This window comes from Haladaptatus salinisoli (assembly GCF_020614375.1).
Lineage (GTDB): Archaea > Halobacteriota > Halobacteria > Halobacteriales > Haladaptataceae > Haladaptatus > Haladaptatus salinisoli.
This window is the reverse complement of record NZ_CP085327.1, coordinates 1373381-1398271: the sequence shown is the minus strand read 5'-3', so window position 1 is coordinate 1398271 and position 24891 is coordinate 1373381. Positions and strand designations below refer to the sequence as shown.

23 protein-coding genes and 3 tRNA genes are annotated in these 24891 nt (G+C 64.7%); 18 read left to right on the top strand and 8 right to left on the bottom strand.

What is annotated here, in order from left to right; translation table 11 throughout:
• The 3 genes from LIX00_RS07600 to LIX00_RS07590 all read right to left on the bottom strand — a co-directional run bounded on the left by LIX00_RS07600 (position 1) and on the right by LIX00_RS07590 (position 4622).
• Positions 1 to 2553, bottom strand: coding sequence for an efflux RND transporter permease subunit (locus LIX00_RS07600; RefSeq protein WP_227355600.1), 2553 nt, complete (start codon positions 2551 to 2553; stop codon positions 1 to 3).
• Positions 2554 to 4167, bottom strand: a complete 1614-nt coding sequence (locus LIX00_RS07595) for a COG1361 S-layer family protein (protein WP_227355599.1) — start codon at positions 4165 to 4167, stop codon at positions 2554 to 2556.
• A 185-nt stretch (positions 4168 to 4352) separates the two neighbouring features.
• Complete coding sequence (locus LIX00_RS07590; RefSeq protein ID WP_227355598.1) at positions 4353 to 4622, bottom strand: hypothetical protein; 270 nt, start codon at positions 4620 to 4622, stop codon at positions 4353 to 4355.
• On the opposite strand from LIX00_RS07590, the gene LIX00_RS07585 reads away from it, so the two are divergent.
• A complete protein-coding gene (locus tag LIX00_RS07585; RefSeq protein ID WP_227355597.1) occupies positions 4623 to 4868 on the top strand; it encodes a hypothetical protein in 246 nt (81 codons plus the stop codon).
• Between the two features lie 137 nt (positions 4869 to 5005).
• Here LIX00_RS07585 and LIX00_RS07580 read toward each other — a convergent pair.
• The 3 genes from LIX00_RS07580 to LIX00_RS07570 all read right to left on the bottom strand — a co-directional run bounded on the left by LIX00_RS07580 (position 5006) and on the right by LIX00_RS07570 (position 5784).
• Positions 5006 to 5078, bottom strand: a tRNA-Asp gene (locus LIX00_RS07580).
• Between the two features lie 88 nt (positions 5079 to 5166).
• Positions 5167 to 5610, bottom strand: a complete 444-nt coding sequence (locus LIX00_RS26105) for a group I intron-associated PD-(D/E)XK endonuclease (RefSeq protein ID WP_227355596.1) — start codon at positions 5608 to 5610, stop codon at positions 5167 to 5169.
• A gap of 101 nt (positions 5611 to 5711) precedes the next feature.
• Positions 5712 to 5784, bottom strand: a tRNA-Asp gene (locus tag LIX00_RS07570).
• 271 nt (positions 5785 to 6055) lie between these two features.
• Here LIX00_RS07570 and LIX00_RS07565 point away from each other — a divergent pair.
• The 9 genes from LIX00_RS07565 (at position 6056) to LIX00_RS07525 (ending at position 15970) form a co-directional block, all read left to right on the top strand.
• On the top strand, positions 6056 to 6283 hold the full coding sequence (locus tag LIX00_RS07565; protein WP_227355595.1) for a DNA-directed RNA polymerase subunit H: 228 nt from the start codon (positions 6056 to 6058) through the stop codon (positions 6281 to 6283).
• Complete coding sequence (locus LIX00_RS07560; RefSeq protein ID WP_227355594.1) at positions 6283 to 7839, top strand: DNA-directed RNA polymerase subunit B''; 1557 nt, start codon at positions 6283 to 6285, stop codon at positions 7837 to 7839. Before LIX00_RS07565 ends, LIX00_RS07560 begins: the two co-directional genes overlap by 1 nt.
• A gap of 1 nt (position 7840) precedes the next feature.
• Positions 7841 to 9667, top strand: coding sequence for a DNA-directed RNA polymerase subunit B (rpoB, locus tag LIX00_RS07555; RefSeq protein WP_227355593.1), 1827 nt, complete (start codon positions 7841 to 7843; stop codon positions 9665 to 9667).
• Between the two features lies 1 nt (position 9668).
• The gene (locus LIX00_RS07550) at positions 9669 to 12599 is read left to right on the top strand and encodes a DNA-directed RNA polymerase subunit A' (RefSeq protein WP_227355592.1); all 2931 of its coding nucleotides are present in this window, start codon (positions 9669 to 9671) and stop codon (positions 12597 to 12599) included.
• The gene (gene rpoA2, locus LIX00_RS07545) at positions 12592 to 13773 is read left to right on the top strand and encodes a DNA-directed RNA polymerase subunit A'' (protein ID WP_227355591.1); all 1182 of its coding nucleotides are present in this window, start codon (positions 12592 to 12594) and stop codon (positions 13771 to 13773) included. The genes LIX00_RS07550 and rpoA2 overlap by 8 nt, the downstream gene beginning before the upstream one ends.
• The gene (locus LIX00_RS07540; protein ID WP_227355590.1) at positions 13773 to 14210 is read left to right on the top strand and encodes a NusA-like transcription termination signal-binding factor; all 438 of its coding nucleotides are present in this window, start codon (positions 13773 to 13775) and stop codon (positions 14208 to 14210) included. The genes rpoA2 and LIX00_RS07540 overlap by 1 nt, the downstream gene beginning before the upstream one ends.
• A gap of 328 nt (positions 14211 to 14538) precedes the next feature.
• Positions 14539 to 14718 carry a hypothetical protein gene (locus LIX00_RS07535; protein ID WP_227355589.1) on the top strand — a complete coding sequence of 60 codons (180 nt, stop codon included), beginning with the start codon at positions 14539 to 14541 and terminating at the stop codon, positions 14716 to 14718.
• Between the two features lie 203 nt (positions 14719 to 14921).
• Entirely contained in the window at positions 14922 to 15350 is a 429-nt protein-coding gene (locus tag LIX00_RS07530) for a 30S ribosomal protein S12 (RefSeq protein ID WP_227355588.1), read from the top strand.
• A gap of 2 nt (positions 15351 to 15352) precedes the next feature.
• The gene (locus LIX00_RS07525; RefSeq protein WP_227355587.1) at positions 15353 to 15970 is read left to right on the top strand and encodes a 30S ribosomal protein S7; all 618 of its coding nucleotides are present in this window, start codon (positions 15353 to 15355) and stop codon (positions 15968 to 15970) included.
• Positions 15971 to 16190: 220 nt separating this feature from the next.
• On the opposite strand, the gene LIX00_RS07520 is transcribed toward LIX00_RS07525, so the two are convergent.
• Positions 16191 to 16952, bottom strand: coding sequence for a DUF5781 family protein (locus LIX00_RS07520; RefSeq protein ID WP_227355586.1), 762 nt, complete (start codon positions 16950 to 16952; stop codon positions 16191 to 16193).
• A 219-nt stretch (positions 16953 to 17171) separates the two neighbouring features.
• Here LIX00_RS07520 and LIX00_RS07515 point away from each other — a divergent pair, with 219 nt between their 5' ends.
• Positions 17172 to 19361 carry an elongation factor EF-2 gene (locus LIX00_RS07515; protein ID WP_227355585.1) on the top strand — a complete coding sequence of 730 codons (2190 nt, stop codon included), beginning with the start codon at positions 17172 to 17174 and terminating at the stop codon, positions 19359 to 19361.
• Positions 19362 to 19457: 96 nt separating this feature from the next.
• Here LIX00_RS07515 and LIX00_RS07510 read toward each other — a convergent pair whose 3' ends face one another.
• Positions 19458 to 19601: a hypothetical protein gene (locus LIX00_RS07510; RefSeq protein ID WP_227355584.1), complete on the bottom strand. Its 144-nt coding sequence runs from the start codon at positions 19599 to 19601 to the stop codon at positions 19458 to 19460.
• A 188-nt stretch (positions 19602 to 19789) separates the two neighbouring features.
• Here LIX00_RS07510 and LIX00_RS07505 point away from each other — a divergent pair, with 188 nt between their 5' ends.
• From LIX00_RS07505 to LIX00_RS07475, 7 genes are all read left to right on the top strand, one after another.
• Complete coding sequence (locus LIX00_RS07505; protein ID WP_227355583.1) at positions 19790 to 20329, top strand: amino acid-binding protein; 540 nt, start codon at positions 19790 to 19792, stop codon at positions 20327 to 20329.
• A complete protein-coding gene (locus tag LIX00_RS07500) occupies positions 20326 to 21276 on the top strand; it encodes a homoserine dehydrogenase (RefSeq protein ID WP_227355582.1) in 951 nt (316 codons plus the stop codon). Before LIX00_RS07505 ends, LIX00_RS07500 begins: the two co-directional genes overlap by 4 nt.
• A 143-nt stretch (positions 21277 to 21419) precedes the next feature.
• A complete protein-coding gene (gene tuf / locus LIX00_RS07495; RefSeq protein WP_227355581.1) occupies positions 21420 to 22685 on the top strand; it encodes a translation elongation factor EF-1 subunit alpha in 1266 nt (421 codons plus the stop codon).
• A 3-nt stretch (positions 22686 to 22688) separates the two neighbouring features.
• The gene (gene rpsJ, locus LIX00_RS07490; protein WP_227355580.1) at positions 22689 to 22997 is read left to right on the top strand and encodes a 30S ribosomal protein S10; all 309 of its coding nucleotides are present in this window, start codon (positions 22689 to 22691) and stop codon (positions 22995 to 22997) included.
• A 98-nt stretch (positions 22998 to 23095) separates the two neighbouring features.
• Positions 23096 to 23710 carry a rhomboid family intramembrane serine protease gene (locus LIX00_RS07485; RefSeq protein WP_227355579.1) on the top strand — a complete coding sequence of 205 codons (615 nt, stop codon included), beginning with the start codon at positions 23096 to 23098 and terminating at the stop codon, positions 23708 to 23710.
• Positions 23711 to 23718: 8 nt separating this feature from the next.
• Positions 23719 to 23790 (top strand) — tRNA-Ala (locus LIX00_RS07480).
• A 611-nt stretch (positions 23791 to 24401) separates the two neighbouring features.
• On the top strand, positions 24402 to 24878 hold the full coding sequence (locus LIX00_RS07475) for an Lrp/AsnC family transcriptional regulator (protein ID WP_227355578.1): 477 nt from the start codon (positions 24402 to 24404) through the stop codon (positions 24876 to 24878).
• Positions 24879 to 24891 lie beyond the last annotated feature (13 nt).

Sequence of the window (24891 nt, the reverse complement as noted above, 5' to 3'; positions counted from 1 at the left end):
TCACGTCCGATCCCGCCTTGCGGACGCGCTCCGGGAAAGGGTCGCCCACGCGACGATAACGGCGGGCGTCACGAGGAGCGCGGTGAGATACGAGTAGAAGATGCTGAGCGCCGTCACGAGACCGAACTGCCCGAGGACGGGGGTGATGGCGAGGACGAGGATTCCGGTTCCGGCGACGGTCGTGAGCATGCTTCCGGTCAGCGCGCCGCCGGTTCCGCGCACGGTTCTGGAGAGGGCGTCGAAGACCTCCGTCTCCCCGTCGCGCTCGGCGTGCTCTTCGCGTTCCTCACGCACCCCACGCTCCTCGTGTTCACCGCGTGCGTCGTACTCGTCGGTGAACCGCTGGACGACGTGGGCGGAGTAATCGATGCCCAGACCGAGGGCGATGGCGAGGACGGTCGCGGTGAGCGCGTTGAACGGTATCCCGAGCAACCGCATCGTCCCGGCGAGCAGCGCGACCGAGACGATTATCGGGACGAGATTAACGACGCCGAACGCCGCGCGCCCGGCGAGGACGCGATAGACGACCGCGAGAAAGACCGCAGTCGCGATCAGCGCCACGGCGAGACTGCGGACCGCCGACGCGAAGATGAGCGCCGCGATGGACTGGAAGACGACGATTTCGCCCGTCGCGGTCGCGTCGAAGCGGTACCGCTCGGCGACGGCGCGGGCGTCGCGCGTGATGGCTTCCTGCGACGCGCCGCTCTTCGTCGCGTACACGACCTGCGCGCTTCGCCGGTCGTCCGAGATGTACTGCAACGCTTGCCCGCGTGCCGGCGAGGAGAGCAGTCGGTCGTAGACCGTTTCGAGGTCGTCGTCGGGGACGCCGTCGCCGTCGATATCGTTCCGCTCGACGAGGCGGCGGAACGCCTCCGATTGCTCGCCGTACTCTTGGATGACGGTGACGATGCTCTCCGCGCTCGCCCGCCTCTCGTCCGCGACGAACGACGCCGGCGGATTTCGGTTGGCCTGCTGGAACGATTCGAGCGCGTAGTCTTCCTCCAGCGGCCCTTCGACGAAGACGGTCACCGCGTCGTCCTCCGCGGTGGCGAAGTTCTCGTCCAGGAATTCGATGGTTCGCGTGACGGTGTAGGTTTCGGGCGCGAGCGGTTCGGGGAGCGATTCGAGGTACGCCGGCGTCTCCTCGGGCGGGAGGAAATCCTCGTTCGAGAACGACGTGTCGATGCCCGTCGCGTAGTACCCCGAGGCGACCGTCAGGACGAACGCGACGACGAGCACCGACCCGGCGCTCCGGCGGGCGAGCGCGACGCTGCCCTGCAGCGTCCGCCCCAGCAGCGACCCCTCCTCCCCGAGCGGACGGTCGCCGAACGCCGGAACGCCGAGCCGAGCGCGGAGTCGGTCGGCCGCGACCTTCGCTGCGGGGAGGAAGATACCGAAGATGAGCAGCGTGAACACGATGCCGACCGCGGCGACGACGCCGAACTCCCGTATCGGCTGGAGGCGGCTCGTGACGTTCGACGCGAACCCGAGCACGGTCGTCCCGGTTACGACGAAGAACGCGACGAGCAGTTGGTCGGTCGCTCGTCGCATCGCGCGTCCGACGCCCCCCTCGCTCGCCCCGTCCTCGATGCGCTCCTCGCGGTACCGATTTATCACGTGGATTCCGTAGTCGATGCCGACCGCGAGCAACAGCGGCGGCACGGCGACGAGCAGTTGCGTGAACGGGATTCCGACGATGCCCATGAACCCCAGCGTCCAGACGACGGTCATCACCAGCGAGGCGACCCCGAGCAGGAGATCGACGGGGTCGCGATAGGCGAACACCAGAAAGACGAGGATGAGCACCGCGGCGGCGGGGACGACGATGACGAGCGAATCGAAGACGACGCTCGATAGCTCGGAGGTGACGATACCGCTTCCGAAGACCCGGATGTCGCTGTCGACGGTTCCGACGACCGACTGCGCGCGACTCTGAATCTCCGCCAGCGGGTCCTCCCCGCTCGCTTCAGCGCCCGCTTGATCGGGGATGCCGCGCGGAATCCGGTGCTCGACGATTCCGACGGTCGCCGACGCCGAGGCCGCGCGAGGGTTGAAGTCGTCGCTCAGCAGCGTCCTGAACTCGGGATTCGTCGCCGCCCGTCTCACCGCGATTTCGATTTCGGTCGGCGTCGCCCGTTCCAGCGCGCGAATCTGCGCTTCGAGCGTCGTCGCGTTCGGGTCGAGCGTTCGCGCGACGATGGCCGCCGCGCTCACCGTGGAACCGACGCGCAGTTCCTCGCGCTGCTCCAGTCGATGCTGGGCTTCCAACATCGCCAGCAGTTCGGGCTTCGACAGCACGTTTCGCCCCGTCTGGATGAGCTGGGTGCTCCCGTTCTCCGCCGCGAAGGGCGGCGTGAACTCGCGTTCAACGGCGTCGAACGCCTCCTGGGCCGGTGTGTCCTCGGTGAACTGACTCGTCCCGGCCTCGGTCGAAACGCGGGTCGCCCCGACGCCGAACCCGGCGGTCAGGACGAGAAAGACGAGCAGAACCGCCCGCGACCGCCCGACTATCCACTCGTCGAGCCGGTCGATGACCGCTTGGTACCGGACCACTCACCGCCACCTCCGAACCGCGCCGACGCCGGCGATACCGAGGAGAACGCCGATGACGACGAGCGGTAGGGCGAATCCGGAACCGGTCGAAAACGGGAGCAGTCCGTCCCCCTCCGGCTCGGCGACTCGAATCGGAACCTCGTACGTGTCGGAGAGCTCTTCGTCGCCGTCGGGGGTCTCGTACTGGAAATCGAGCGACATCGGGTACGTTCCCGCCAGCGTCCCGCCGTTCGCGCCGACCGCGAACCGTATCGTCGCCGATTCGTTCGGTTCGAGTCGCGGCACGAACGCCTGGTCGTCCTCGACGGTCAGCGGGCTGTCGACGAACGCCCGCGCGTCGACGTTTCGGAGCGTCCTGTCGTCGCGGTTCGTGACGACGAGCGAAACCGTCGAACTCGACCCGGCTTCGACCGACGCTCCGCTCGGCCTGACCGCGAACTCGTCCCGCTGCGGGGCGACGCGCACTCGGGCCTCCAGCGGTTCGCTCCGCCGCGGGTCCCCGTCCTGGTTCTGGTATCGGACGACGAGCGATAGCTGGCGCGGCCCGCGAGTCGCGCCGTCGCTCACGTCGATTCGGTACTCGAAGGGGACCGATTCGCCGCGTTCGAGGGTGCCGAGCGCGTACTCCGTCTCCTTCGGATAGACGTTCTCCCCCTGCGACGCGAGGACGAGCACCGCGTTTGGCGCGATCTGCGGCCCCTCGTTCGTGACGGTTCCCGTGACCGACCCCTCGTCGCCGACGCGCAGGGTGCTGTTCAGGTCGCCGAGCGAGAACGACTGCTCCGGCGCGGGGATGACGCCGACGACCTGGGACGGGGTTCGGGTTCGACTTCCGTCCTCCCGATACGAAACCGAGACGAAGAAGGGATAGCTCCCGACGGCGGTGTCGTTGCCCGCCGTCGCCCGGTACTCGAAGCTCACGTCCTCGCCGGTCGGCCACTCCTCGACGAACTGGCTCGCGTTACCCGACCGTCCGAGTCGAACCTGGTCGTTCGCCGAGCGCAGGGTGACGATGGCGTCGCTCACGTCCCGTCCCGTGTTTTCGAGCGTCAGGGTAATCGTCCCCGTGTCGCCCGCCTGCACGTTCGAGGAGATGGCCGTCACTTCGAACCGCTCCAATCGAATCGTCTCGGCGGGCGTCACGTCGAACGCGAACGGCCCGGCGCGCTCCCGCGACCCGCCTTCGCCGGCGTACGAGACGAACGCCTGAAACGGGTAGCTCCGACTCTCGGCGAACTCCTCCGCGCGAAGCCTGAACTCGACGGTTCGGCGCTCGCCGGCCGACCAGTCGCCCACGAACCGACGGGCGTCCTGCGTGCGTCCGAACCGAACGCTCTCGTTCGGCGACTGCACGGCGATACTGGCGTCGGTGACGTCCTCCCCGGTGTTCTCGAACGTGAGCGCGAGCGTGCCGGTTCCGTTTATCGGGACGTTCGAGGAGACCGAGACGAGTTCGAACTCGCCGGCCGTTTGGTCGGTCGTGGTCTGTGCAGTCGTCGTTCCCGCGGTCGTCGTCCGCTGGGCGGACGACCCGCGTTCCGCGACGACGGACGCTCCGCCCTGCGAGACGAGCAGGAGCGCCACGGCGACTCGAACGAGCGCCCCCCGATTCATGCGTCGAGTTCCGCGAGAGTCTCCCCACCCTCTACGAGTTGCGTCATTTCTCTCCCCCAGTCCCGTCACGCGACGGTGATTCGTATAGGTTTGGCCGAAACGTAGATGCCGTCCGCTCGGTCGACGGTAACCGGACGAGCGCGCGTCAACGCTCGGAGCGTTCGTCGGCGTCGCAGTCGCGGAGATTACTCGAAGAACAGTCGGACGTGCTCCTCGTGGTTCGGGTGCGCATCTTCGGGCATCTCTTCGAACCACGCGAACTCCACCTCCTCGAACTGCTCGGCGTCGTCGTCGGCGACCGTCGGTTCCTCCCGAAACGCGCGTTCGCCCTCGGCGAACGACGCGCGGAAGTGAACCCCCGGTGCCGAGAAATCCGACTCGACGTCGCCCTCCGCGGAGAAGCGAACTCGCTCGAAGAGCACCGGCTCCTCGATTTCGATCTCGACGCCGGTCACGTGGTCGAAGGTGTTTATCGCGGCTTCGACCCAGCCCCCGTCGGGGAGGACGCTCCCGCCAAGCGTCGTCCATTTCGGCCCTTGTCGGAGAACCGCACCGTCCTCGACGACGCCAATCGCGACGACGCCGTCGATGGTTTCGCACCGCCGTTCGAGCGCTTCGTACTTCTAGCGGTCGAATTCACGATGCAGGTCGGCGGTGGGGACGTCCTCACGGCCGAGCAGAGTTTCGGGGTCGCGCGGTGATTCCGCGCACACGTGTAAAAATTCCACCATCGAGTACGCTCCGATTCACGCTCCGTCGCACCGGAGTCGGACGCTCGCAGTCGACACCGGTTTGGCGTTCGCTCGGCGCAGACGCCTCGCTCGTGAGTTCGGAAGAACGCCCGAGGCGGGATTTGAACCCGCGTCACGACCGTGACAGGGTCGTATGATGGGCCACTACACCACCCGGGCTTGAGAACGCAACTCCACCTACTCCGCGCCCTTATTAAGGGGTGTCGATTTCGTCAGCTTGTGGGAGGGAATAACGCAGTTTGAATCACTACGTACTTTCCAAGCACCAAAAATCAACCAAACATCGTCGCAATCCTGTACTGGTCAGCCCAGTTAATTTTCGATGTCGGTGCCTTCGGTTGCGACTCGTCCACTCCGATCGCATTTCTCCGTTTCTAGTCTCTTCGATGGGTATCCAGTAGACTTCATCCATTCTCCGCGAGTACACTGCATAACCGTCGATCTCGTCCGCGGCGTAATCCGAATCGACACGTCCCTCCGAACTCACGGTGGAGATGTAGAGATTGAAACGAATTGCGCCGTTCACCCGGCTTCCGGTTTTGCATTGCTCTCGATATAGTTGGCTCCCGTCATCGACTACGAGGTCGTATCTCTCGCCATCTCCGAACGGAACTGAGACCGACAGGCCGACTTCCACGAGTCTGCTCAGAACCACCGCTTCCGTTTCGTCACCTTTTCTCGACGTGTTCATCGCTAGAGTACAGACTACCCGTGGTTCGTTTTTCTATTTGAACATGGGCCTCACTACGAAACTCACTCGCCACAATTGATCTGCTCGTAAGTTCAGAAGAACGCCCGAGGCGGGATTTGAACCCGCGTCACGACCGTGACAGGGTCGTATGATGGGCCACTACACCACCCGGGCTTGGACGCACTCTCTCCTTTCTGGCTTGTAGGCTTAAGGCTTTCCAAACGAAGGAGGCGTGCGGATTCGTACCGAGCGTCGACACGTCGGCCCAAACCATTTATACCAGAACGAAGTAGATACTTGTGTTAGAGAACTGCCCGCACGGATGCGGGGTGCGATAGCCGGGCGTGTGCGCTCTAGTTAGCAAGCCTTAAATGAGTGCCGCCAGTAATACCCTGTAGTATCTCGTGATAGCCATTTCTCCCGCTGGCCAGAAAATCGCGCACACATGGTAGACGTAAGCAAACACAAGCTGGTTCCCGAGCACTCCGTCGTCGACGAGGGCGAACTGGAGGGAGTGCTCGAGGAGTACGACATCAAACGCACCGACTTACCAAAGATAAAGCGGGCGGACCCCGCGCTGCCGGACGACGCCGAGGTCGGCAACGTGATCAAGATCGTCCGTGACTCACGAACGACCGACCGAGCGGTCGTTTATCGACTCGTGGTGGAATAATGCAAAGGCAAGACCGACGCGCACTATCGAAGGAGTATTTCTCGAAAGAACGGCTCGCAGAACATCACTACCGCTCGTTCAACTCCTTCCTGAATCGCGGTATGCAGGAAGTGGTGACCGAGAAGGAGACCATCGACACCGACATCGGGGACAAAGAGGGCGAGGAACCGGTGTACGTCGAACTCGGCGACATCAGGGTCGTCACGCCGCGCGTACGCGAGGCGGACGGGAGCGAAGAGCTCCTCTACCCGCAGGAGGCCCGCCTCCGCAACATCACCTACGCCGCACCCGTCTTCATGGAGATGACCATCGTGAAAGGCGAAGGCGACGACAAGCGGGTCGTCGATTCGACCGAGACGAAGGTCGGTCGGATGCCGATAATGGTCGGCTCCGAGAAGTGTAACATCGCGAACTTCGACGCCGACGACCTGGTCGAGATCGGCGAAGACCCGGCCGACCCCGGCGGGTACTTCATCGTCAACGGCTCCGAGCGGGTCCTGATGACCTCGGAGGACCTCGCGCCGAACAAGATTCTCGCCGAGTACGACACGAAGTACGGCGACGAGATTCAGGTGGCGAAGACGTTCAGCCAGCGCCGGGGTTACCGCGCGCTGGTGTTGGTCGAGCGAACCCGCGACGGCCTGCTCGAAGTGTCGTTCCCCTCGGTCTCGGGGAGCGTCAACTTCGTCACGCTCGTTCGGGCGCTGGGGCTGGAGTCCGACGAGGAGATCGTCCACCGCGTCTCCGACGACCCGGAAATCGTGAAGTTCATGCTCGAAAATCTGGAGGCCGCCGAGGTGCAGACGCAGGAGGAGGCCATCGAGGCGCTCGGAAAGCGGGTCGCCTCGGGACAGGGCAAGAACTACCAGTTGAAACGCGCGAACTACGTCATCGACCGCTACCTCCTACCGCACCTCCACGAGGAGGGCGTCGACGAGGAGGAAGTGCGAATCAACAAGGCGTACTACCTCGCCCGGATGGCAGAGGCGTGTTTCGAACTCGCGCTGGGTCGACGAGAGGCGGACGACAAGGACCACTACGCCAACAAGCGCCTGAAGGTGTCCGGCAACCTGATGAAAGACCTGTTCCGCACGGCGTTGAACAAGCTGGCGCGGGACGTGAAGTACCAGCTCGAACGCGCGAACATGCGCAACCGACAACTGTCGGTGAACACCGTCGTCCGCTCCGACGTGCTCACCGAGCGCCTCGAACACCCCATCGCGACCGGGAACTGGGTCGGCGGTCGCTCCGGCGTGTCGCAGTTGGTCGACCGAACCGACTTCATGGGCGTCCTGTCGCACCTCCGCCGCCTGCGGAGTCCGCTCTCGCGGAGTCAGCCGCACTTCGAGGCGCGCGACCTGCACGCGACCCAGTGGGGTCGCATCTGTCCCTCCGAAACGCCGGAGGGGCCGAACTGTGGACTGGTGAAGAACTTCGCGCAGGCGATGGAGCTCAGCCAGAACGTCGAGGACGAACAGGAACTCAAACAGGAGCTGTCGTCGATGGGGGTCGAGGGCATCCCCGGAATCGAGAGCATCGAAGGGAGCGCAGACTAACATGAGTCAGGGACGAGAAGCGAAAGTGTACGTAAACGGCAGTCTGGTCGGGACGCACCCCGACCCCGAACAGCTCGCAGACCAAGTACGAGAGGCGCGCCGACGCGGCGACGTCAGCGAGATGGTGAACGTCTCGGTCAAAGACCGCACCCGAGAGGTCATCATCAACGCCGACGCGGGACGCGCCCGTCGACCGCTGCTCGTCATCGAGGACGGCGAGACGCTCATCACCGACGACGAACTCGAGGCGCTCAAGCAGGGCGACTTCTCGTTCGAGGAACTCGTCGAGCGCGGCAAGATCGAGTTCATCGACGCCGAGGAGGAAGAGGACATCTACGTCGCCGTCGACGAGGAAGACCTCAACGGCGACCACACCCACCTCGAAATCGACCCGCAACTCATCTTCGGCATCGGTGCCGGGATGATTCCGTACCCCGAGCACAACGCCAGCCCGCGCATCACGATGGGTGCGGGAATGATGAAGCAGTCGCTCGGTCTCCCGGCGGCGAACTACCGCATCCGCCCGGACACGCGCCAGCACCTCTTCCACTACCCGCAGCTGTCGATGGTGAAGACACAGACGACCGAGCAGATCGGCTACGACGACCGCCCCGCGGCGCAGAACTTCACCGTCGCCGTGATGAGCTACGAGGGGTTCAACATCGAGGACGCGCTCGTGCTGAACGGCGGATCGGTCGACCGCGCGCTCGCCCGGTCGCACTTCTTCCGCACCTACGAGGGCGAGGAACGACGCTACCCCGGCGGCCAGGAAGACCGCTTCGAGATTCCGAGCGACGACGTGCGCGGCGCTCGGGGCGAGGACGCGTACACCCACCTCGACGAGGACGGACTGGTCAATCCCGAGACGCGGGTGGACGAGAACAGCGTCCTGCTCGGTAAGACGAGTCCGCCGCGATTCCTCGAGGAGCCGGACGACATGGGCGGGCTGTCGCCCCAGAAGCGCCGCGAGACGAGCGTGACGATGCGTTCGGGCGAATCCGGCGTCGTGGACACCGTCACGCTGATGGAGGGCGAGGACGGTTCGAAGCTCTCGAAGGTGTCGGTGCGCGACGAGCGAATCCCGGAACTCGGCGACAAGTTCGCGTCGAGACACGGCCAGAAGGGCGTCGTCGGCCACATCGCGCCGCAGGAGGACATGCCCTTCACGCAGGAGGGCGTCGTCCCCGACCTCATCGTCAACCCGCACGCGCTCCCGTCGCGCATGACGGTCGGCCACGTGCTGGAGATGATCGGCGGCAAGGTCGGCGCGCTGGAGGGGCGGCGCGTCGACGGGACGGCGTTCACCGGCGAGGACCAGGAGGAACTCCGCTCGGCGCTCGAGGAGCGCGGCTACAAGTCGTCCGGCAAGGAGATAATGTACTCCGGCATCACGGGCGAGAAGATCGAGGCCGAGATATTCGTCGGCACCATCCTGTACCACAAGCTCTACCACATGGTGTCGAACAAGCTCCACGCCCGCTCGCGCGGCCCGGTGCAGGTGCTCACGCGCCAGCCGACCGAAGGTCGCGCCCGCGAGGGCGGCCTGCGCGTCGGGGAGATGGAGCGCGAGGTGCTCATCGGGCACGGTGCGGCGCTGGCGCTCAAAGAACGACTCCTCGACTCGTCCGACCGCGAATGGATCTACGTCTGCGGTCAGTGCGGGATGAGCGCGGTCGAGAACATCGACCAGAACCGCGTGTACTGCCCGAACTGCGAGGAGGAGACGGACATCCACGAGATCGAGATGAGCTACGCGTTCAAGCTCCTGCTCGACGAGATGAAGGCGCTCGGAATCGCGCCGCGACTCGAACTGGAGGACGCAGTCTAACATGGCAACGAATCAAACTCCCAAGGAGATCGGCTCCATCAGCTTCGGGCTGATGGACCCCGAGGAGTATCGAGAAATGTCGGCGACGAAGATAATCACCGCCGACACGTACGACGACGACGGTTTCCCCATCGACATGGGGCTGATGGACCCCCGACTGGGCGTCATCGACCCCGGTCTGGAGTGTAAGACCTGCGGGCAACACTCCGGGTCGTGTAACGGCCACTTCGGTCACATCGAACTCGCCGCGCCGGTCATCCACGTCGGCTTCACGAAGCTCATCCGCCGCCTGCTTCGGGGCACCTGCCGGAACTGCTCGCGGCTTCTCCTGACCGAGGACGAAAAGGAGAAGTACCGGGCCATGCTCACCCGGACGAAGGAACTCGGCAACGACGTCAACGACGTGACGAAGGCCGCCATCCGGGAGGCGCGGAAGAAAGACCGCTGTCCGCACTGCGGCGAGGTGCAGTACGACATCAACCACGAGAAGCCGACGACCTACTACGAAGTCCAGCAGGTGCTCACGAGCGAGTACAGCGAACGCATCGCCACCGCGATGCAGGGTCGCACCGAAGACGGTGAGGAAGACGAGGAGCGAGAACCAGTCTCGCCGCCGGATCTCGCCGAGCAGACGGGCATCGACCTCTCGCGCATCAACCAGATAATGTCGGGCGAGTTCCGCCCGCGCGAGGAAGATCGCAAGGCCCTCGAAAAGGCGCTCGACATCGACCTCACGACCGAGGACATGAACAAGCTGATGCCCTCGGACATCCGCGACTGGTTCGAGGACATCCCGGACGAGGACGTGCGCGTGCTCGGCATCGACGCCGACCGCTCGCGCCCCGAGTGGATGATTCTGACCGTCCTCCCGGTGCCGCCGGTGACGGCCCGTCCCTCCATCACGCTGGACAACGGCCAGCGGTCGGAGGACGACCTGACCCACAAGCTGGTGGACATCATCCGCATCAACCAGCGGTTCATGGAGAACCGCGAGGCCGGCGCGCCGCAACTCATCATCGAAGACCTGTGGGAACTGCTCCAGTACCACGTCACGACGTTCATGGACAACGAGATTTCGGGCACGCCGCCCGCCCGCCACCGCTCCGGGCGTCCGCTCAAGACGCTCAGCCAGCGGCTGAAGGGGAAGGAAGGTCGGTTCCGCGGTTCGCTGTCCGGGAAGCGCGTGAACTTCTCGGCGCGCACCGTCATCTCGCCCGACCCGACGCTCTCGCTGAACGAAGTCGGAGTCCCGCGGCGCGTCGCCCGCGAGATGACCCAGACGATGAACGTCACCCCGAGGAACATCGAGGAAGCCCAGCGGTACGTCCGCAACGGGCCCGAAGGACACCCCGGCGCGAACTACGTCAAGCGCCCCGACGGGCGACGGCTGAAGGTCACCGAGAAGAACTGCGAGGAGCTCTCGGAGAAGGTCGAACCCGGCTGGGAGGTCAACCGCCACCTCATCGACGGCGACATCGTCATCTTCAACCGCCAGCCCTCGCTCCACCGGATGTCCATCATGGCCCACGAGGTGGTCGTGATGCCGTACAAGACGTTCCGCCTGAACACCGTTGTCTGTCCGCCGTACAACGCCGACTTCGACGGGGACGAGATGAACATGCACGCCCTCCAGAACGAGGAGGCCCGCGCGGAGGCTCGCGTGCTCATGCGCGTGCAGGAACAGATCCTCTCCCCGCGCTTCGGCGAGAACATCATCGGCGCGATTCAGGACCACATCTCGGGAACCTACCTCCTGACCCACGAGAACCCGCAGTTCAACGAGACGCAGGCGCTGGACCTGCTCCGCGCGACTCGTATCGACGAACTGCCCGAAGCAGACGGCGAGCAGGAGGACGGAACGCCGTACTGGACGGGTCGGACGCTGTTCTCGGAACTCCTGCCCGACGGACTGGAACTGGAGTTCACGAGCTCGGCCGGCGACACCGTCGTCATCGAGAACGGCCAACTCGTCTCCGGCACCATCGACGAGGACGCGGTCGGCGCGTTCGGCGGGGAGATCGTCGACACCATCTGTAAGGTGTACGGCGAGACCCGCGCGCGCCACTTCATCAACGAAGTCGCGACGCTGGCGATGCGCGCCATCATGCACTTCGGGTTCTCCATCGGTATCGACGACGAGACGATTCCGACGGCGGCCCAAGAGCAGATCGACGAGACCATCGAGAACGCATACGATCGCGTCGAAGACCTCATCACGACGTACGAGAACGGCGAACTCGAATCCCTGCCCGGCCGCACCGTGGACGAGACGCTGGAGATGAAGATAATGCAGACGCTCAGCAACGCGCGCGACTCCGCCGGCGACATCGCGGAGGACCACTTCGCCGGCGACAATCCGGCGGTCATCATGGCCGAGTCCGGCGCTCGCGGCTCGCTGCTCAACCTGACCCAGATGGCCGGCTGCGTCGGCCAGCAGGCGGTTCGCGGCGAGCGAATCAACCGCGGTTACGAGGACCGCACGCTCAGCCACTACCAGGAGAACGACCTCTCCGCGGACGCCCACGGCTTCGTGGAGCACTCCTACACCGGCGGCCTGACCCCGCTGGAGTTCTTCTTCCACGCGATGGGCGGCCGCGAAGGTCTGGTGGACACGGCGGTTCGCACGTCCAAGTCCGGCTACCTCCAGCGCCGCCTCATCAACGCGCTGTCCGAACTCGAAACGCAGTACGACGGGACGGTGCGCGACACCAGCGACACCATCGTCCAGTTCGAGTTCGGCGAGGACGGCACCTCGCCGGTTCGGGTGTCCTCCGACGAGGAGAACCCCATCGACGTCGAGGACATCGCGGACCGCATCATAGACGAGGAGTTCGACAGCGAGAACCGCAAACGGGAGTTCCTCGGCGAGAAGCGCCCGCCGACGAACCTCTCCGAACACGCGGACGCACGGCAGGTGGAATCCGATGACTGAAATCACCGACGACATGGAAGCCGTCGTGGAGGACACCGACCTCCCGCGACGACTCAAGGACGAAGTGTACGAGACCATCGAATCGCGCGACGGGGTTACCGTCGAACAGGTCGACGAGATTGCTCGCGCGGTCGAGACTCGGTACCTGAACACGCGGGTCGACCCCCTCGACCCGGTCGGGACGGTGAGCGCCCAGTCCATCGGCGAACCGGGGACGCAGATGACGATGAACACGTTCCACTACGCGGGCGTGGCGGAGATCGACGTGACCCAGGGGCTGCCGCGCCTCATCGAACTCGTGGACGCCCGCAAGACGCCGGACACGCCGATGATGACGGTGCACTTGGACGAGGAGTACGCCGACGACCGCGAGCGCGCTCACGAGGTCGTCTGGCAGATCGAGGCGACGAAGATCCTCGCCCTCGGCGACATCTCGACCAACGTCGCCGACATGATCGTCTCCATCAACCTGAACGAGGACACCCTCGAAGAACGGATGATAACGCCCGAGGAAGTCGCGAGCATCATCGAGGACAGCCTCGGCGTGGAGACGACCCAACAGGACACCGTCATCGAGTTCGGTCCCGACCAGCCCAGCTACCGCAAACTCCTGCAGTTGGTCGAGGAACTCCGCGAAATCGTCTTCAAGGGTATCGAGGACATCACGCGCGTCGTCATCCGGAAGGAACAGACCGACGACGGCGAGGAGTTCGTCCTCTACACCGAGGGGTCGGCGTTCGGCGACGTCATCGAAATCGAGGGCGTCGACGCCTCGCGCACCACTTCGAACAACATCCACGAGATATACCGCAACCTCGGCGTCGAGGCGGCCCGCGAGGCCATCATCGAGGAGACGATGGACACGCTGGAAGAGCAGGGGCTGGACGACGTGAACGTCCGCCACCTGATGCTCGTCTCGGACATCATGACCAACCGCGGCACCATCGAGTCCATCGGTCGCCACGGCATCTCCGGCAGTAAGGAGTCCGTCCTCGCGCGCGCGGCGTTCGAGGTGACGGTGAACCACCTGCTCGACGCCGCCATCCACGGCGAAATCGACGATCTGAACGGCGTCATCGAGAACGTCATCGTCGGCAAGCCCATCAAACTCGGCACGGGCGACGTGAACCTCCGCATGGGTTCGGTGAGTCGCGGCGCCGAACCCTCCGACTGATGACCGTCACCCTCTCCGACACGGCTCGCCAGTACATCGCCCTCTTCGAGGACGAGACGGGGGCGACCGCCCGCGACTGCGTCGTGCTGGACGGTGACGGCGGCGACGAAAAGCGCGTCGTCTTCGTCGTCAAGCCGGGCGACATGGGTCGCGCTATCGGCCCGGGCGGAAAGCACGTTCGGGGCGTCCAGGACCGACTCGACGCGGACGTGGAACTGATCGAGGACGCGGACACGGCGGCCGGATTCGTCGCCAACGCGCTGGCTCCCGCCGAGGTGCGCCACGTCACCATCAGCGAGAACGACGATATCGTGGCCTACGTCGAAGTGGCACAGGAGGACACCGGCGTCGCCATCGGGGCGGGCGGACGCAACATCGAGACGGCCAAACTGATCGTCGACCGTCACTTCGACGTGGACGACATCCAGTTGACGTAGTCCGCGGTCGACTTTCGGCGCGTTTTCTCGGCGTCGAACCGACGTTACTGCTTTCCAACAAGAGCTGTACGCCGTCGAACTCGACCGATAGCTATGTCTCTCGCCTCCCTCGTTCGCCCCCGCCGAAGGATGGCGTTCCGTTTGCCGCCGCGCTCTCCCCGCTTCTCTGATTCGTCATCCGGGACGCGACGGGTACCGGGAGCGGTCGGTTCGCGACGAACGTCCTTCCGCGAGCGGTCGCGTTCGCCGTCGGCGCGGTGGTTCTGAGCTACGCCGTTGCGATGGCCGTCGCGGCGATAACGACCGCCGAGGAGCGGCCCCTACCGCCGTGGAAACGGTGGTTGTTCGCGCCGTCGTGAACGCGCTCGGGCAGCAGTTCGCGGCGGTCGAGTTCGCCGCGGTCGCGGTCGGCGTCGCCCTCTCCGTCGCGTGGCTGTTCATCCTGCTGGGCTGGCTCACGGACGCGGTCGGACGGTTCGTCGAAATCGCGGCCCTGACGCGGGAGTGACGACCCGCCGCGCTACAGCTCGGCGCGACGCCGAACGATTCGAACGAGCACGGACGGGATCCGACGAACGAATCCGTTGGCTCGGCTTAGAATCACTGCAACGCTCTCAAATCGCTTTATCGACCCCTTTCGAGCGACCTGCGGGCGTTTCGCCGAAAACAAAAGGGGACGCTTAAGTAGCTCCATCGGATAGTTCACACCATATGGCGAACGGCAAGTATGCGGCTCGAAAACTGAAGAAAGACCGCCAGAACCATCGGTGGTCCGACTCCGACTACGCCCGACGCGAGCGCGGTCTCGGGGAGAAATCCGACCCCCTCGAAGGCGCGCCGCAGGGTCGAGGTATCGTGCTGGAGAAGGTGGGCGTCGAGGCGAAACAGCCCAACTCCGCGATTCGAAAGTGCGTCCGCGTCCAGCTCATCAAGAACGGAAAGCAGGTCACGGCGTTCCTGCCCGGCGACGGCGCTATTTCGTTCATCGACGAACACGACGAGGTCACCATCGCCGGCATCGGCGGCGCGAAGGGTCGCGCGATGGGCGACCTCTCCGCCGTCAACTACAAAGTGGAGAAGGTCAACGGCGTGAGCCTGCAGGAACTGGTTCGCGGAAACGCGGAGAAACCGGTGCGATAACCATGTCGGCAGACGAAGAACAACCGGAACCCGACTCGCACGTCGGCACGGAGGGCGAAGGCGCGGCGGCGAAGCTGTTCGGCACGTGGGACGTGACGGAGATAGAGTTCCGCGACCCGAGCACGGAGCGGTACATCTCGGTTACTCCCGTCGCGCACACGATGGGTCGCCACGCCGGAAAGCAGTTCCAGAAGAGCGAGGTCAGCATCGTCGAGCGCCTCATCAACCGCCTCATGCAGACGGAGGAGAACACGGGCAAGAAACAGCAGACGATGAAGATCGTCCGCGCCGCGTTCGACATCATCCACGACCGCACCGAGGAGAACCCGATACAGGTGCTCGTCCGCGCGGTCGAGAACGCCGCTCCCCGCGAGGAGACGGTTCGCCTGAAGTACGGCGGCATCTCCGTCCCGAAGGCGGTCGACGTCGCGCCGCAGCGCCGCGTCGACCAGTCGCTCAAGTTCATCGCCGAGGGTGCCCACAGCGCCTCGTTCAAGTCCCCCACGGACGCCGAGGACGCGCTGGCCTCCCAAATTATCGGCGCGGCGAACTACGACGTACAGACCTACGCTATCAACCAGAAAGAAGAGAAAGAGCGCGTCGCCGCCGCGGCACGCTAACGAATCCGTTCTCTCGCTTCGATTTTCTCGCTTTTCGATTTCCCGAAGAGCGATCGATTCGGTGGTAACGTGCGCGATAGCAATCTGGTTGGCGGGTTCTCGCAGTACATTTCGTTGAGGGGACTTTCTCGAACGCTCTCTATCGCGCTGGTTGTGTCGAGTGAATTACCGCAGTCGCTAGCTTTCCTCGAAGAGAACGCCAGAAATCGTCCGGAGACTGCTAGTCCGCCGCTTGCCCGTCAGTCGAGTTCGAACCTCCAAGGACGTACTCGCGCGTCGCGCCGACCAACTCCTTCCGGTACTCGCTCTCGTCGGGGTCGTCGGTCAGCGAGAGGAACCGATACTTGAACCCCTGCACGTCCACCGTCGGCGCGTCGCGGGCCGCGGCGCGGGCGAGGTCGTAGAGCCGGTGGTCGCGTCCCACGAGGTCGTGGCGCTCGACCAGCGCGAGGGCGAAGGCGGCGTTGACGGCGGTCATCTCGGGGTCGGCGGTGGCGGTGGTACGCCGCCCGCGGGGGAAGGCCGGTCGATCCGCGACCGCCGCGGCGAGTTCGGATTCGAGGAAGGCGACCAGTTTGTCGGTCGGGCCGACGCGCAGCGTGATATCGTCGGCGTAGATGTCCTTCATGTGGTTGGCGATCTGGTAGCAGTGCGTGAGCTTTCGCCGCTCGACCGACCGCCCGGAGAACGCGAGGAACAGCGCCTCGGCGGTCGACTGCGTGTGCGAGGGGTGCGCCTGCTCGTGGCGGGCCATGTGCGAGTACTCGTGGAGCGCGAGTTCGCGGGCCATCGCGCTGGTCGCGGCCTGCTCGGAGATGTTGAGGACGTGGTAGTCGCCGGGGTGGGCGGTCCACGTGCGCTCGTCCGGATCGGAGCGCACGCGCACGTGAACGGGCCGTTCCAAGTCGTGCTCGGTTTCGAAGAGGTCGGAGGCGCTGAGAAACGGGGTCGTCGGTGCGGCACCTTGCACGCGGATATCCATGCGTGATGTTGTCACGGGTTGGACGGCTATTAGATTGCCGGTTGGAGCGATTTATATGGGGTCGCTACGGGTCGGTCGAGTGGTGTCGCGGCCGCCGACCGACCGAGCGTTCTCGTGCTCTATGTGACCGACTCGCAGGGAAACGCGGCGTTTCTCGGCCGTTCGCTGGCGGGCAAAACACTACGCTTTTCAACCTCGTACAGGTAGGGATACCCATATATGGGCAGACGAAAGAAGATCGTCGAACAGTGTGAACGGCTCATGGACAAGCCGGAGCAGATCCGGAACATCGCCATCGCCGCACACATCGACCACGGTAAAACGACACTTACGGACAACCTCCTCGCCGGTGCCGGGATGATTTCCTCCGAGACCGCCGGTCACCAGCGCGCGATGGACACGGAAGAGGACGAGCAGGAACGCGGTATCACCATCGACGCCGCGAACGTCTCGATGACGCACAAGTACGAGGACACCGACTACCTCATCAACCTCATCGACACCCCCGGCCACGTGGACTTCGGCGGGGACGTGACCCGCGCGATGCGGGCCGTCGACGGCGCGCTCGTGGTGGTCGACGCCGTCGAGGGGACGATGCCCCAGACGGAGACGGTTCTGCGTCAGGCGCTCCGCGAGGGCGTCAAGCCGACCCTGTTCATCAACAAGGTCGACCGCCTCATCAACGAGCTGCAGGAAGGGCCGCAGGAGATGCAAGAGCGTCTCCAGAAGGTCATCCGCGAGGTGAACGAACTCGTCCGCGGGATGGACGAGGAGAAGTACAACGAAGGCTGGAAGGTGTCCGTCGAGGACGGCACCGTCGCGTTCGGCTCCGCGCTGTACAACTGGGCGGTGAGCCTCCCGTCGATGCAGCAGACCGGCATCGACTTCGGCGACATCATCGAGCTGAACCGAGAGGGCGAGGAAGGCATCGCGAAACTCCGCGAGGAGTCCCCCCTCTCCGACGTCGTGCTCGACATGGTCGCCGAGCACTTCCCGAACCCGCTCCAGGCACAGCCCGAGCGAATTCCGACCGTCTGGCGCGGCGACGACAGCACCCAGCTCGCGGAGGACATGCGCCTCGTGAACAAGGACGGCGAAGTCGTCTTCATGGTCACGGACATCGGCATGGACCCGCACGCGGGCGAGATCGCCACGGGCCGGCTGTTCTCCGGCACCCTCGAAAAGGGCCAAGAGCTGTACGTCTCCGGGACGGCGGGCAAGAACCGAATCCAGAACGTCGGTATCTTCATGGGCGGCGAGCGCGAGGACGTGGAGCGCGTCCCAGCGGGGAACATCGCGTCGGTCACCGGCCTGAAGGACGCCATCGCCGGTTCGACGGTCTCTTCCGTCGAGATGACGCCGTTCGAGTCCATCGAGCACATCTCAGAACCCGTCATCACGAAGTCGGTCGAGGCGAAGAACATGGACGACCTGCCGAAGCTCATCGAGACGCTGCGTCAGGTGTCCAAGGAAGACCCGACCATCCAGATCACCATCAACGAGGACACCGGCGAACACCTCATCAGCGGACAGGGTGAACTCCACCTCGAAGTCATCACGCAGCGCATCGAGCGAAACCAGGGTATCCCGGTGACGACCGGTGAACCCATCGTCGTCTACCGCGAGCAGGTGCAGGGCGCTACTGAGACCGTCGAGGGAATCTCGCCGAACCGTCACAACCGGTTCTATCTGACGGTCGAACCGCTCAACGACGAAATCGTCGAGAAGGTGCGACTCGGCGACGTGTCGATGGACATGCCCGAGCAGGAGCGCCGCGAGGCCCTGCAGGAAGCCGGCATGGACAAGGACACCAGCCAGAACGTCGAGCACATCCACGGGACGAACATCCTCGTCGACGACACGAAGGGTATCCAGCACCTGAACGAGACGATGGAGCTCGTCATCGAAGGGCTGGAAGAGGCGCTCGACGACGGTCCGCTCGCGGCCGAACCGGTGCAGGGGACGCTCATCCGTCTCAACGACGCTCGCCTCCACGAGGACACCATCCACCGCGGTCCGGCGCAGGTCATCCCCGCGGTCCGTCGGGCGGTTCACAGCGCGCTCATCCACGGGCACGTCAAGCTCCTCGAACCGATTCAGAACGTCCGCATCGACGTGCCGAACGAGCACATGGGCGCGGCGTCCGGCGAGATTCAGGGTCGCCGCGGTCGCGTGGACGACATGTACCAGGAGGGCGACCTCATGGTCGTCGAGGGCATCGCGCCGGTCGACGAGATGATCGGATTCGCCAGCGACATCCGCTCCGCGACCGAGGGCCGCGCCTCGTGGAACACCGAGAACGCGGGCTTCCAGGTCATGGCCGACAATCTCCAACGGGAGAAGATCATGGAGATCCGCGAACGCAAGGGCATGAAGCTGGAACTGCCGCAGGCCGTGGACTACTTCTAAGCGACGTCGCTCTTCTCTGCGATTTTCTCGTTTCTTCCGCTAAAAGTACCTCGACGAGTCGCTCCGTTTCGATACTACCGACGGGACGCCGCGAACTTATCGTTCCCCACGATGGACGATTCTGGCGTCGCACATCGGACAGACCTCCTCTCGGCTGTCGAAGGCCGTCTGGCAGAACGCGCAGACGTGATTCGTTTCCGCACCGTCACTTCCCGCGCCGACCGCATCGGTGAATCGCATCTCTATCACCCGGATTCTCGGTTCCGTCTCCAACGGTATTACTACGCGCTCGTTAACGCCCCGTGTAAGGTCCGGCTAACTCGCGTTGCGGACCGTTGCGCTTCCGTTGCGCCGCGTTGTACCCCCGGAACGGAGAATTTTGTAACCGACTGAAGCTTTATTGTCGCCCGCGCTCGAATCCCGCTACCATGACCGACCACGGCGACGGACGGGTGCAGGCGTACACGGTTCGGCTGGAACTGGCCGACGAACCGGGTGAACTGCTCCGCGCCCTCGAACCCATCGCCGAATCCGGTGGAAACCTGCTCAGCGTCTTCCACGAGCGCGGTTCGCTCACCCCGCGCGGCCACATTCCGGTCGAGGTGGACCTGGAGTGTCCCCCCGACCGATTCGACGCCATCGTCTCCGCGCTCCGCGAGGGGAGCGTGAACGTCGTCCGCGCCGGAGCCGAGCGGTACGACGAGGAGATAACCGTCATCCTCACCGGCCACATCATCGACACCGACATCTCCGATACGCTCTCGCGAATCACGACCGAGGCGCGGTCGTCGGTCGTCGACGTCTCGCTCTCGGCTCCGGAGGGGACGGGCGACGTGTCCAGCGCGCGACTTCGACTCGCCACGGACTCGGCGGAGACGGGTCACGTAATCGACACCGTGAACGCCATCGCCGACGAGAAGGGGCTGACGGTCATCGAACCGCTGACCGACGGGGAGGGCGGCGTATGAGGCTCGCGGTGCTCGGTGCCGGCGCAGTCGGCCGCTCGGTCGCCGAACTCGCCGGCGAGTACGGCCACACGGTGACGGCGCTCGCCGATTCGAAAAGCGCGGTCGTCGACGCCTCGGGAATCGACATCGAATCCGCCCTCGCCCGCAAGAGCGACGAGGGTCGCGTCGGGTCGCTCGACGCGGACGCCGCGCTCGAAAGCGAGTACGACGCGCTGGTCGAGGCGACCCCGACGACGCTCGGCGACGCGCAACCGGGGTTCGACCACGCGCGCGAGGCGCTCCGCGCCGACCGACACGTCGTGTTGGCGAACAAGGGGCCGGTCGCCGAACGCTACGGAGAGTTGCGGGCGCTCGAACGGGAGAGCGAGGGTCGCGTGCAGTTCGAAGCGACCGTGGGCGGCGCGATACCCGTCCTCTCGACCATCACGGACGTCGGAGCGAAGAACGTCACCGCGGTTCGCGGCGTGCTGAACGGCACCGCGAACTTCGTCCTCTCGCGGATGGCCGCGGAGGGGTTGAGCTACGAGCACGTGCTCGCGGAGGCACAGGACCTCGGCGTGGCGGAGGCCGACCCGTCGTTCGACGTGGACGGGACGGACGCCGCACTGAAGTGCGTCATCCTCGCCAACGTCCTCTTCGACGGCGAGTACACACTCGCCGACGCCGAGGTCGCCGGTATCCGCGACCTCCCGGGGAGCGCGCTCGAACTGGCCGCCGAGGACGGCCGAACGATTCGGCTCGTCGGCGAAGTCGCGCGAGACGGGGTCAGGGTCGGCCCGCGCCTCGTCCCCGAACACGGCACGCTCGCCGTATCCGGCACGCGGAACATCGTCCAGTTCGAGACGGAACACGCCGGACGACTCAACATCAGCGGGCGCGGCGCGGGCGGTCCCGAGACGGCGACCGCGGTGCTGTCGGACGCGACCCGATTGGAGCGCGAGGAGTAATCCGCCGCCGGTCGCGCACCACCGTGCCACGTGTTCCCACTAACCGCCAGACGGCGGCGAGATAGCCTGCATGACGTATCGAAATGGTTTTAACCGCTTCTGCCAAATAAATCCGACAGAGCGCATCTGCGCGTGAGATACCAATGAGCGACAAACCACACCAGAACTTGGCCGTCATCGGCCACGTCGACCACGGGAAGAGCACGATGGTCGGACGACTCCTCTTCGAGACGGGGAGCGTACCCGAGCACGTCATCGAACAGCACCGCGAAGAAGCGGAAGAGAAGGGCAAGGGCGGCTTCGAGTTCGCCTACGTGATGGACAACCTCGCGGAAGAGCGAGAACGCGGCGTCACCATCGACATCGCCCACCAGGAGTTCGACACCGACGAGTACTACTTCACCATCGTCGACTGTCCGGGCCACCGCGACTTCGTGAAGAACATGATCACGGGCGCATCGCAGGCCGACAACGCCGTGCTCGTCGTCGCCGCCGACGACGGTGTCGCGCCCCAGACCCAGGAGCACGTCTTCCTCTCGAAGACTCTGGGCATCAACGAGCTCATCATCGCGGTCAACAAGATGGACGTCGTCGACTACGACGAGGGCAAGTACAACGACGTGAAAGAGCAGGTCTCGAAGCTCCTGAAGCAGGTTAACTTCAAGTCCGACGACGCGACGTTCGTTCCCACCTCGGCGTTCGAGGGCGACAACGTCTCCGAGAACTCGGACAACACGCCGTGGTACGACGGCCCGACGCTGCTCGAGGCCCTCAACAACCTCGAAGCGCCGGAACCGCCGACGGACGCGGACCTCCGCCTGCCCATCCAGGACGTCTACACCATCTCCGGCATCGGCACGGTGCCGGTCGGACGTATCGAGACGGGAACCCTGAACACGGGCGACAACGTCTCGTTCCAGCCGAGCGACGTCGGTGGCGAGGTCAAGACCATCGAGATGCACCACGAAGAGGTGCCGAAGGCGGAACCCGGCGACAACGTCGGATTCAACGTGCGCGGCATCGGTAAGGACGACATCCGCCGCGGTGACGTCTGCGGTCCGGCGGACGACCCGCCGAAGGTCGCGGACACGTTCACCGCCCGCATCGTCGTGATGCAGCACCCGAGCGTCATCACCGCGGGTTACACGCCGGTCTTCCACGCCCACACCGCGCAGGTCGCCTGCACCATCGAATCCATCGACGCGAAGATCAACCCGTCCACCGGTGAGGTCTCCGAGGAGAACCCGGACTTCATCAAGTCCGGCGACGCAGCGAAGGTCACGGTCCGACCGCAGAAGCCGCTCAGCATCGAGCCGGCGGGCGAGATTCCGGAACTCGGATCCTTCGCTATTCGCGACATGGGACAGACCGTCGCGGCCGGTCAGGTCCTCGAAGTCAACGAGAAGTAAACGATGCAGCAAGCACGAGTCCGACTCGCAGGAGCCAACCCCGGCGACTTAGACGACATCTGCGACGACGTCCGCGAGATCGCCGAGAAGACCGGCGTCTCCCTGAGCGGTCCGATTCCGCTCCCGACGAAGACGCTGGAGATTCCCACCCGCAAGTCGCCCGACGGAGAGGGCACCGCGACGTGGGAGCACTGGGAGATGCGCGTCCACAAGCGCCTCATCGACCTCGACGCGGACGAACGTGCGCTTCGACAGCTGATGCGCATCCAGGTTCCGAACGACGTGAGCATCGAAATCGTTCTCGAAGACTGAGACGGGCGATATCTTCCGTCACTAATCTATCCGTTTTCTCGCACCGACCAGCGACGGCGTCGGGTCGATTTTTGTAGCTCCGGCGAGCAGTAGGGAGTATGCGACTCTCGCGTTCCCCGACGATACAGACGCTCGCCGTCTTCCTCGTCGTGTTCGCCCTCCGGTCGGCGCTGCGATTCGTCAGTCCGTTCCTCGCGACGAGCCTGTTCGTTCTGGCTCCGCCCGTGGTGGTGCACCCGTGGGCGCTCCCGCTGAGCGTCTACGCCCACCACAACGTCCCGCACCTCGTCTCGAACGCCGTCGCCCTGCTGTTCGCCGGACTGTTGGTCGAGCGCGTGACGACGACCCTTCGATTCCACGCCTACTTCCTGGCGGTCGGGATGCTGGCCGGGGTGGCGCAGATCTGGGTGACGGGACTGTTCTCGCCGACCGTTCCGGGCGTCCTCGGCGCCAGCGGCGCGGTGTTCGGCCTGTTCGGCTACCTGCTCGCGGGCAATCCGGTCGCCGACGCGGTGCTCGGTCGCCTCCGCCTCTCCCGCCGGGCGCAGCTCGCGGCGCTGTTCGTCCTCGCCTTCCTCGCGACCGCGACGACCGCCGCCCCCGGCGTGGCGCTCCTCGCCCACTTCACCGGCTTCGCCGTCGGACTGATCGCGGGACGCTTTCGCATCCTCCGCACCGAAACACAAGCTACAAATAACGACCGTCCGGTATGATAGACCGAGGGCTCGTAGATCAGTGGCAGATCGCTTCCTTCGCAAGGAAGAGGCCCCGGGTTCAAATCCCGGCGAGTCCACTTCCTTCCGCTTCGTTTCACTCCGCTCCAGTCAGCGGACTCGCCGACCTTCGCGAACGAACCGCCGTTCGCTCAGTCCCGGCGAGTCCATCCGAGCGTAGCGAGGATTGACGAGCGGGATTTTAATTAGACGAGTCGCATGCCCGCGCAGCGAAGCGAGCAGGAACGCCTTGGCGTCGTTCGAATCCCGGCGGTCTATTTCTCGGCGAAGGAGTGCGCCGTCCCCTTTCGAACCCCCCCACCGACCCGAATCCCACCGCTACACCTCCCCAACCACCACCGTTTCAGCGACCGAAAACCCGCCTCGCACCCCCTACGGCCCGAACCCGACCAAACCGACCCGATCGACAAAGACCACCGTTTCACACAGTTTTACCCGTGCTCGGCTCCATTATTCGGAATATAATGAAGGGGGTAGCAGTGTTTTGACCAAGTACGCCCGGAGCCCGGGTGTGACAGACCCGGCAGTGTTCGACGTCGCCGGAGGCTCTGGTGGTGAGCTGGCCTCTCGCCGCGTTTCGGCCACGCCTCCCACGAAAGTTTGTCGTCTCGGACGACTGCCGACTTTTTCGGACGAACCGCACCGAGAACCGTAGCTTCGATACAGAGCCATGAGCCAGAATTCACTCGACGAGATTGACCGCGGCATCCTTCACCTGCTTCAGCACGACGCTCGCAACACGACGACGACCGAGATGGGCGAGGCGGTGGGCGTCTCCGCCAGCACGGTCGGAAATCGACTTCAGCGGCTGGAAGACGAGGGGATCGTCAAAGGGTACCATCCGCAGATCGATTACCACGAGGCGGCCTTTCCGCTTCGCGTTCTCTTCGTCTGTACCGCGCCGATTCCGGAGCGCGAGGAACTCGCGGAACGGGTGCTCGAAACGAACGGCGTGGTGAGCGTCAAGGAGATCATGGCGGGCGTCGAAAACATCCACGTCGAGGCGGTGGCGAGAAACCGAAACGACGTGGTCGCCGTCGGACGGTCGCTCGACGATGTCGGGTTAGACGTGGTGAACGAGATGTTGGTGAAGGACGAACACGTCCAACCGTTCGACCACTTCGGAGACGAGGCGACCGACGAGTAACCCCCCTTGTAAA

Excerpts from the sequence above, each read along its gene's own strand:
- LIX00_RS07550 (WP_227355592.1), top strand. The coding sequence starts at position 9,669 with ATGGCAACGAATCAAACTCCCAAGGAGATCGGCTCCATCAGCTTCGGG.
- LIX00_RS07510 (WP_227355584.1), bottom strand. The coding sequence starts at position 19,601 with ATGCGATTCACCGATGCGGTCGGCGCGGGAAGTGACGGTGCGGAAACG.
- LIX00_RS07595 (WP_227355599.1), bottom strand. The coding sequence starts at position 4,167 with ATGAATCGGGGGGCGCTCGTTCGAGTCGCCGTGGCGCTCCTGCTCGTC.
- LIX00_RS07505 (WP_227355583.1), top strand. The coding sequence starts at position 19,790 with ATGACCGACCACGGCGACGGACGGGTGCAGGCGTACACGGTTCGGCTG.
- LIX00_RS07530 (WP_227355588.1), top strand. The coding sequence starts at position 14,922 with ATGGCGAACGGCAAGTATGCGGCTCGAAAACTGAAGAAAGACCGCCAG.
- rpsJ (WP_227355580.1), top strand. The coding sequence starts at position 22,689 with ATGCAGCAAGCACGAGTCCGACTCGCAGGAGCCAACCCCGGCGACTTA.
- LIX00_RS07520 (WP_227355586.1), bottom strand. The coding sequence starts at position 16,952 with ATGGATATCCGCGTGCAAGGTGCCGCACCGACGACCCCGTTTCTCAGC.
- LIX00_RS07525 (WP_227355587.1), top strand. The coding sequence starts at position 15,353 with ATGTCGGCAGACGAAGAACAACCGGAACCCGACTCGCACGTCGGCACG.
- LIX00_RS07560 (WP_227355594.1), top strand. The coding sequence starts at position 6,283 with ATGCAAAGGCAAGACCGACGCGCACTATCGAAGGAGTATTTCTCGAAA.
- LIX00_RS07540 (WP_227355590.1), top strand. The coding sequence starts at position 13,773 with ATGACCGTCACCCTCTCCGACACGGCTCGCCAGTACATCGCCCTCTTC.
- LIX00_RS26105 (WP_227355596.1), bottom strand. The coding sequence starts at position 5,610 with ATGAACACGTCGAGAAAAGGTGACGAAACGGAAGCGGTGGTTCTGAGC.
- LIX00_RS07515 (WP_227355585.1), top strand. The coding sequence starts at position 17,172 with ATGGGCAGACGAAAGAAGATCGTCGAACAGTGTGAACGGCTCATGGAC.
- LIX00_RS07485 (WP_227355579.1), top strand. The coding sequence starts at position 23,096 with ATGCGACTCTCGCGTTCCCCGACGATACAGACGCTCGCCGTCTTCCTC.
- LIX00_RS07475 (WP_227355578.1), top strand. The coding sequence starts at position 24,402 with ATGAGCCAGAATTCACTCGACGAGATTGACCGCGGCATCCTTCACCTG.
- tuf (WP_227355581.1), top strand. The coding sequence starts at position 21,420 with ATGAGCGACAAACCACACCAGAACTTGGCCGTCATCGGCCACGTCGAC.
- LIX00_RS07500 (WP_227355582.1), top strand. The coding sequence starts at position 20,326 with ATGAGGCTCGCGGTGCTCGGTGCCGGCGCAGTCGGCCGCTCGGTCGCC.
- rpoB (WP_227355593.1), top strand. The coding sequence starts at position 7,841 with ATGAGTCAGGGACGAGAAGCGAAAGTGTACGTAAACGGCAGTCTGGTC.
- LIX00_RS07565 (WP_227355595.1), top strand. The coding sequence starts at position 6,056 with ATGGTAGACGTAAGCAAACACAAGCTGGTTCCCGAGCACTCCGTCGTC.
- rpoA2 (WP_227355591.1), top strand. The coding sequence starts at position 12,592 with ATGACTGAAATCACCGACGACATGGAAGCCGTCGTGGAGGACACCGAC.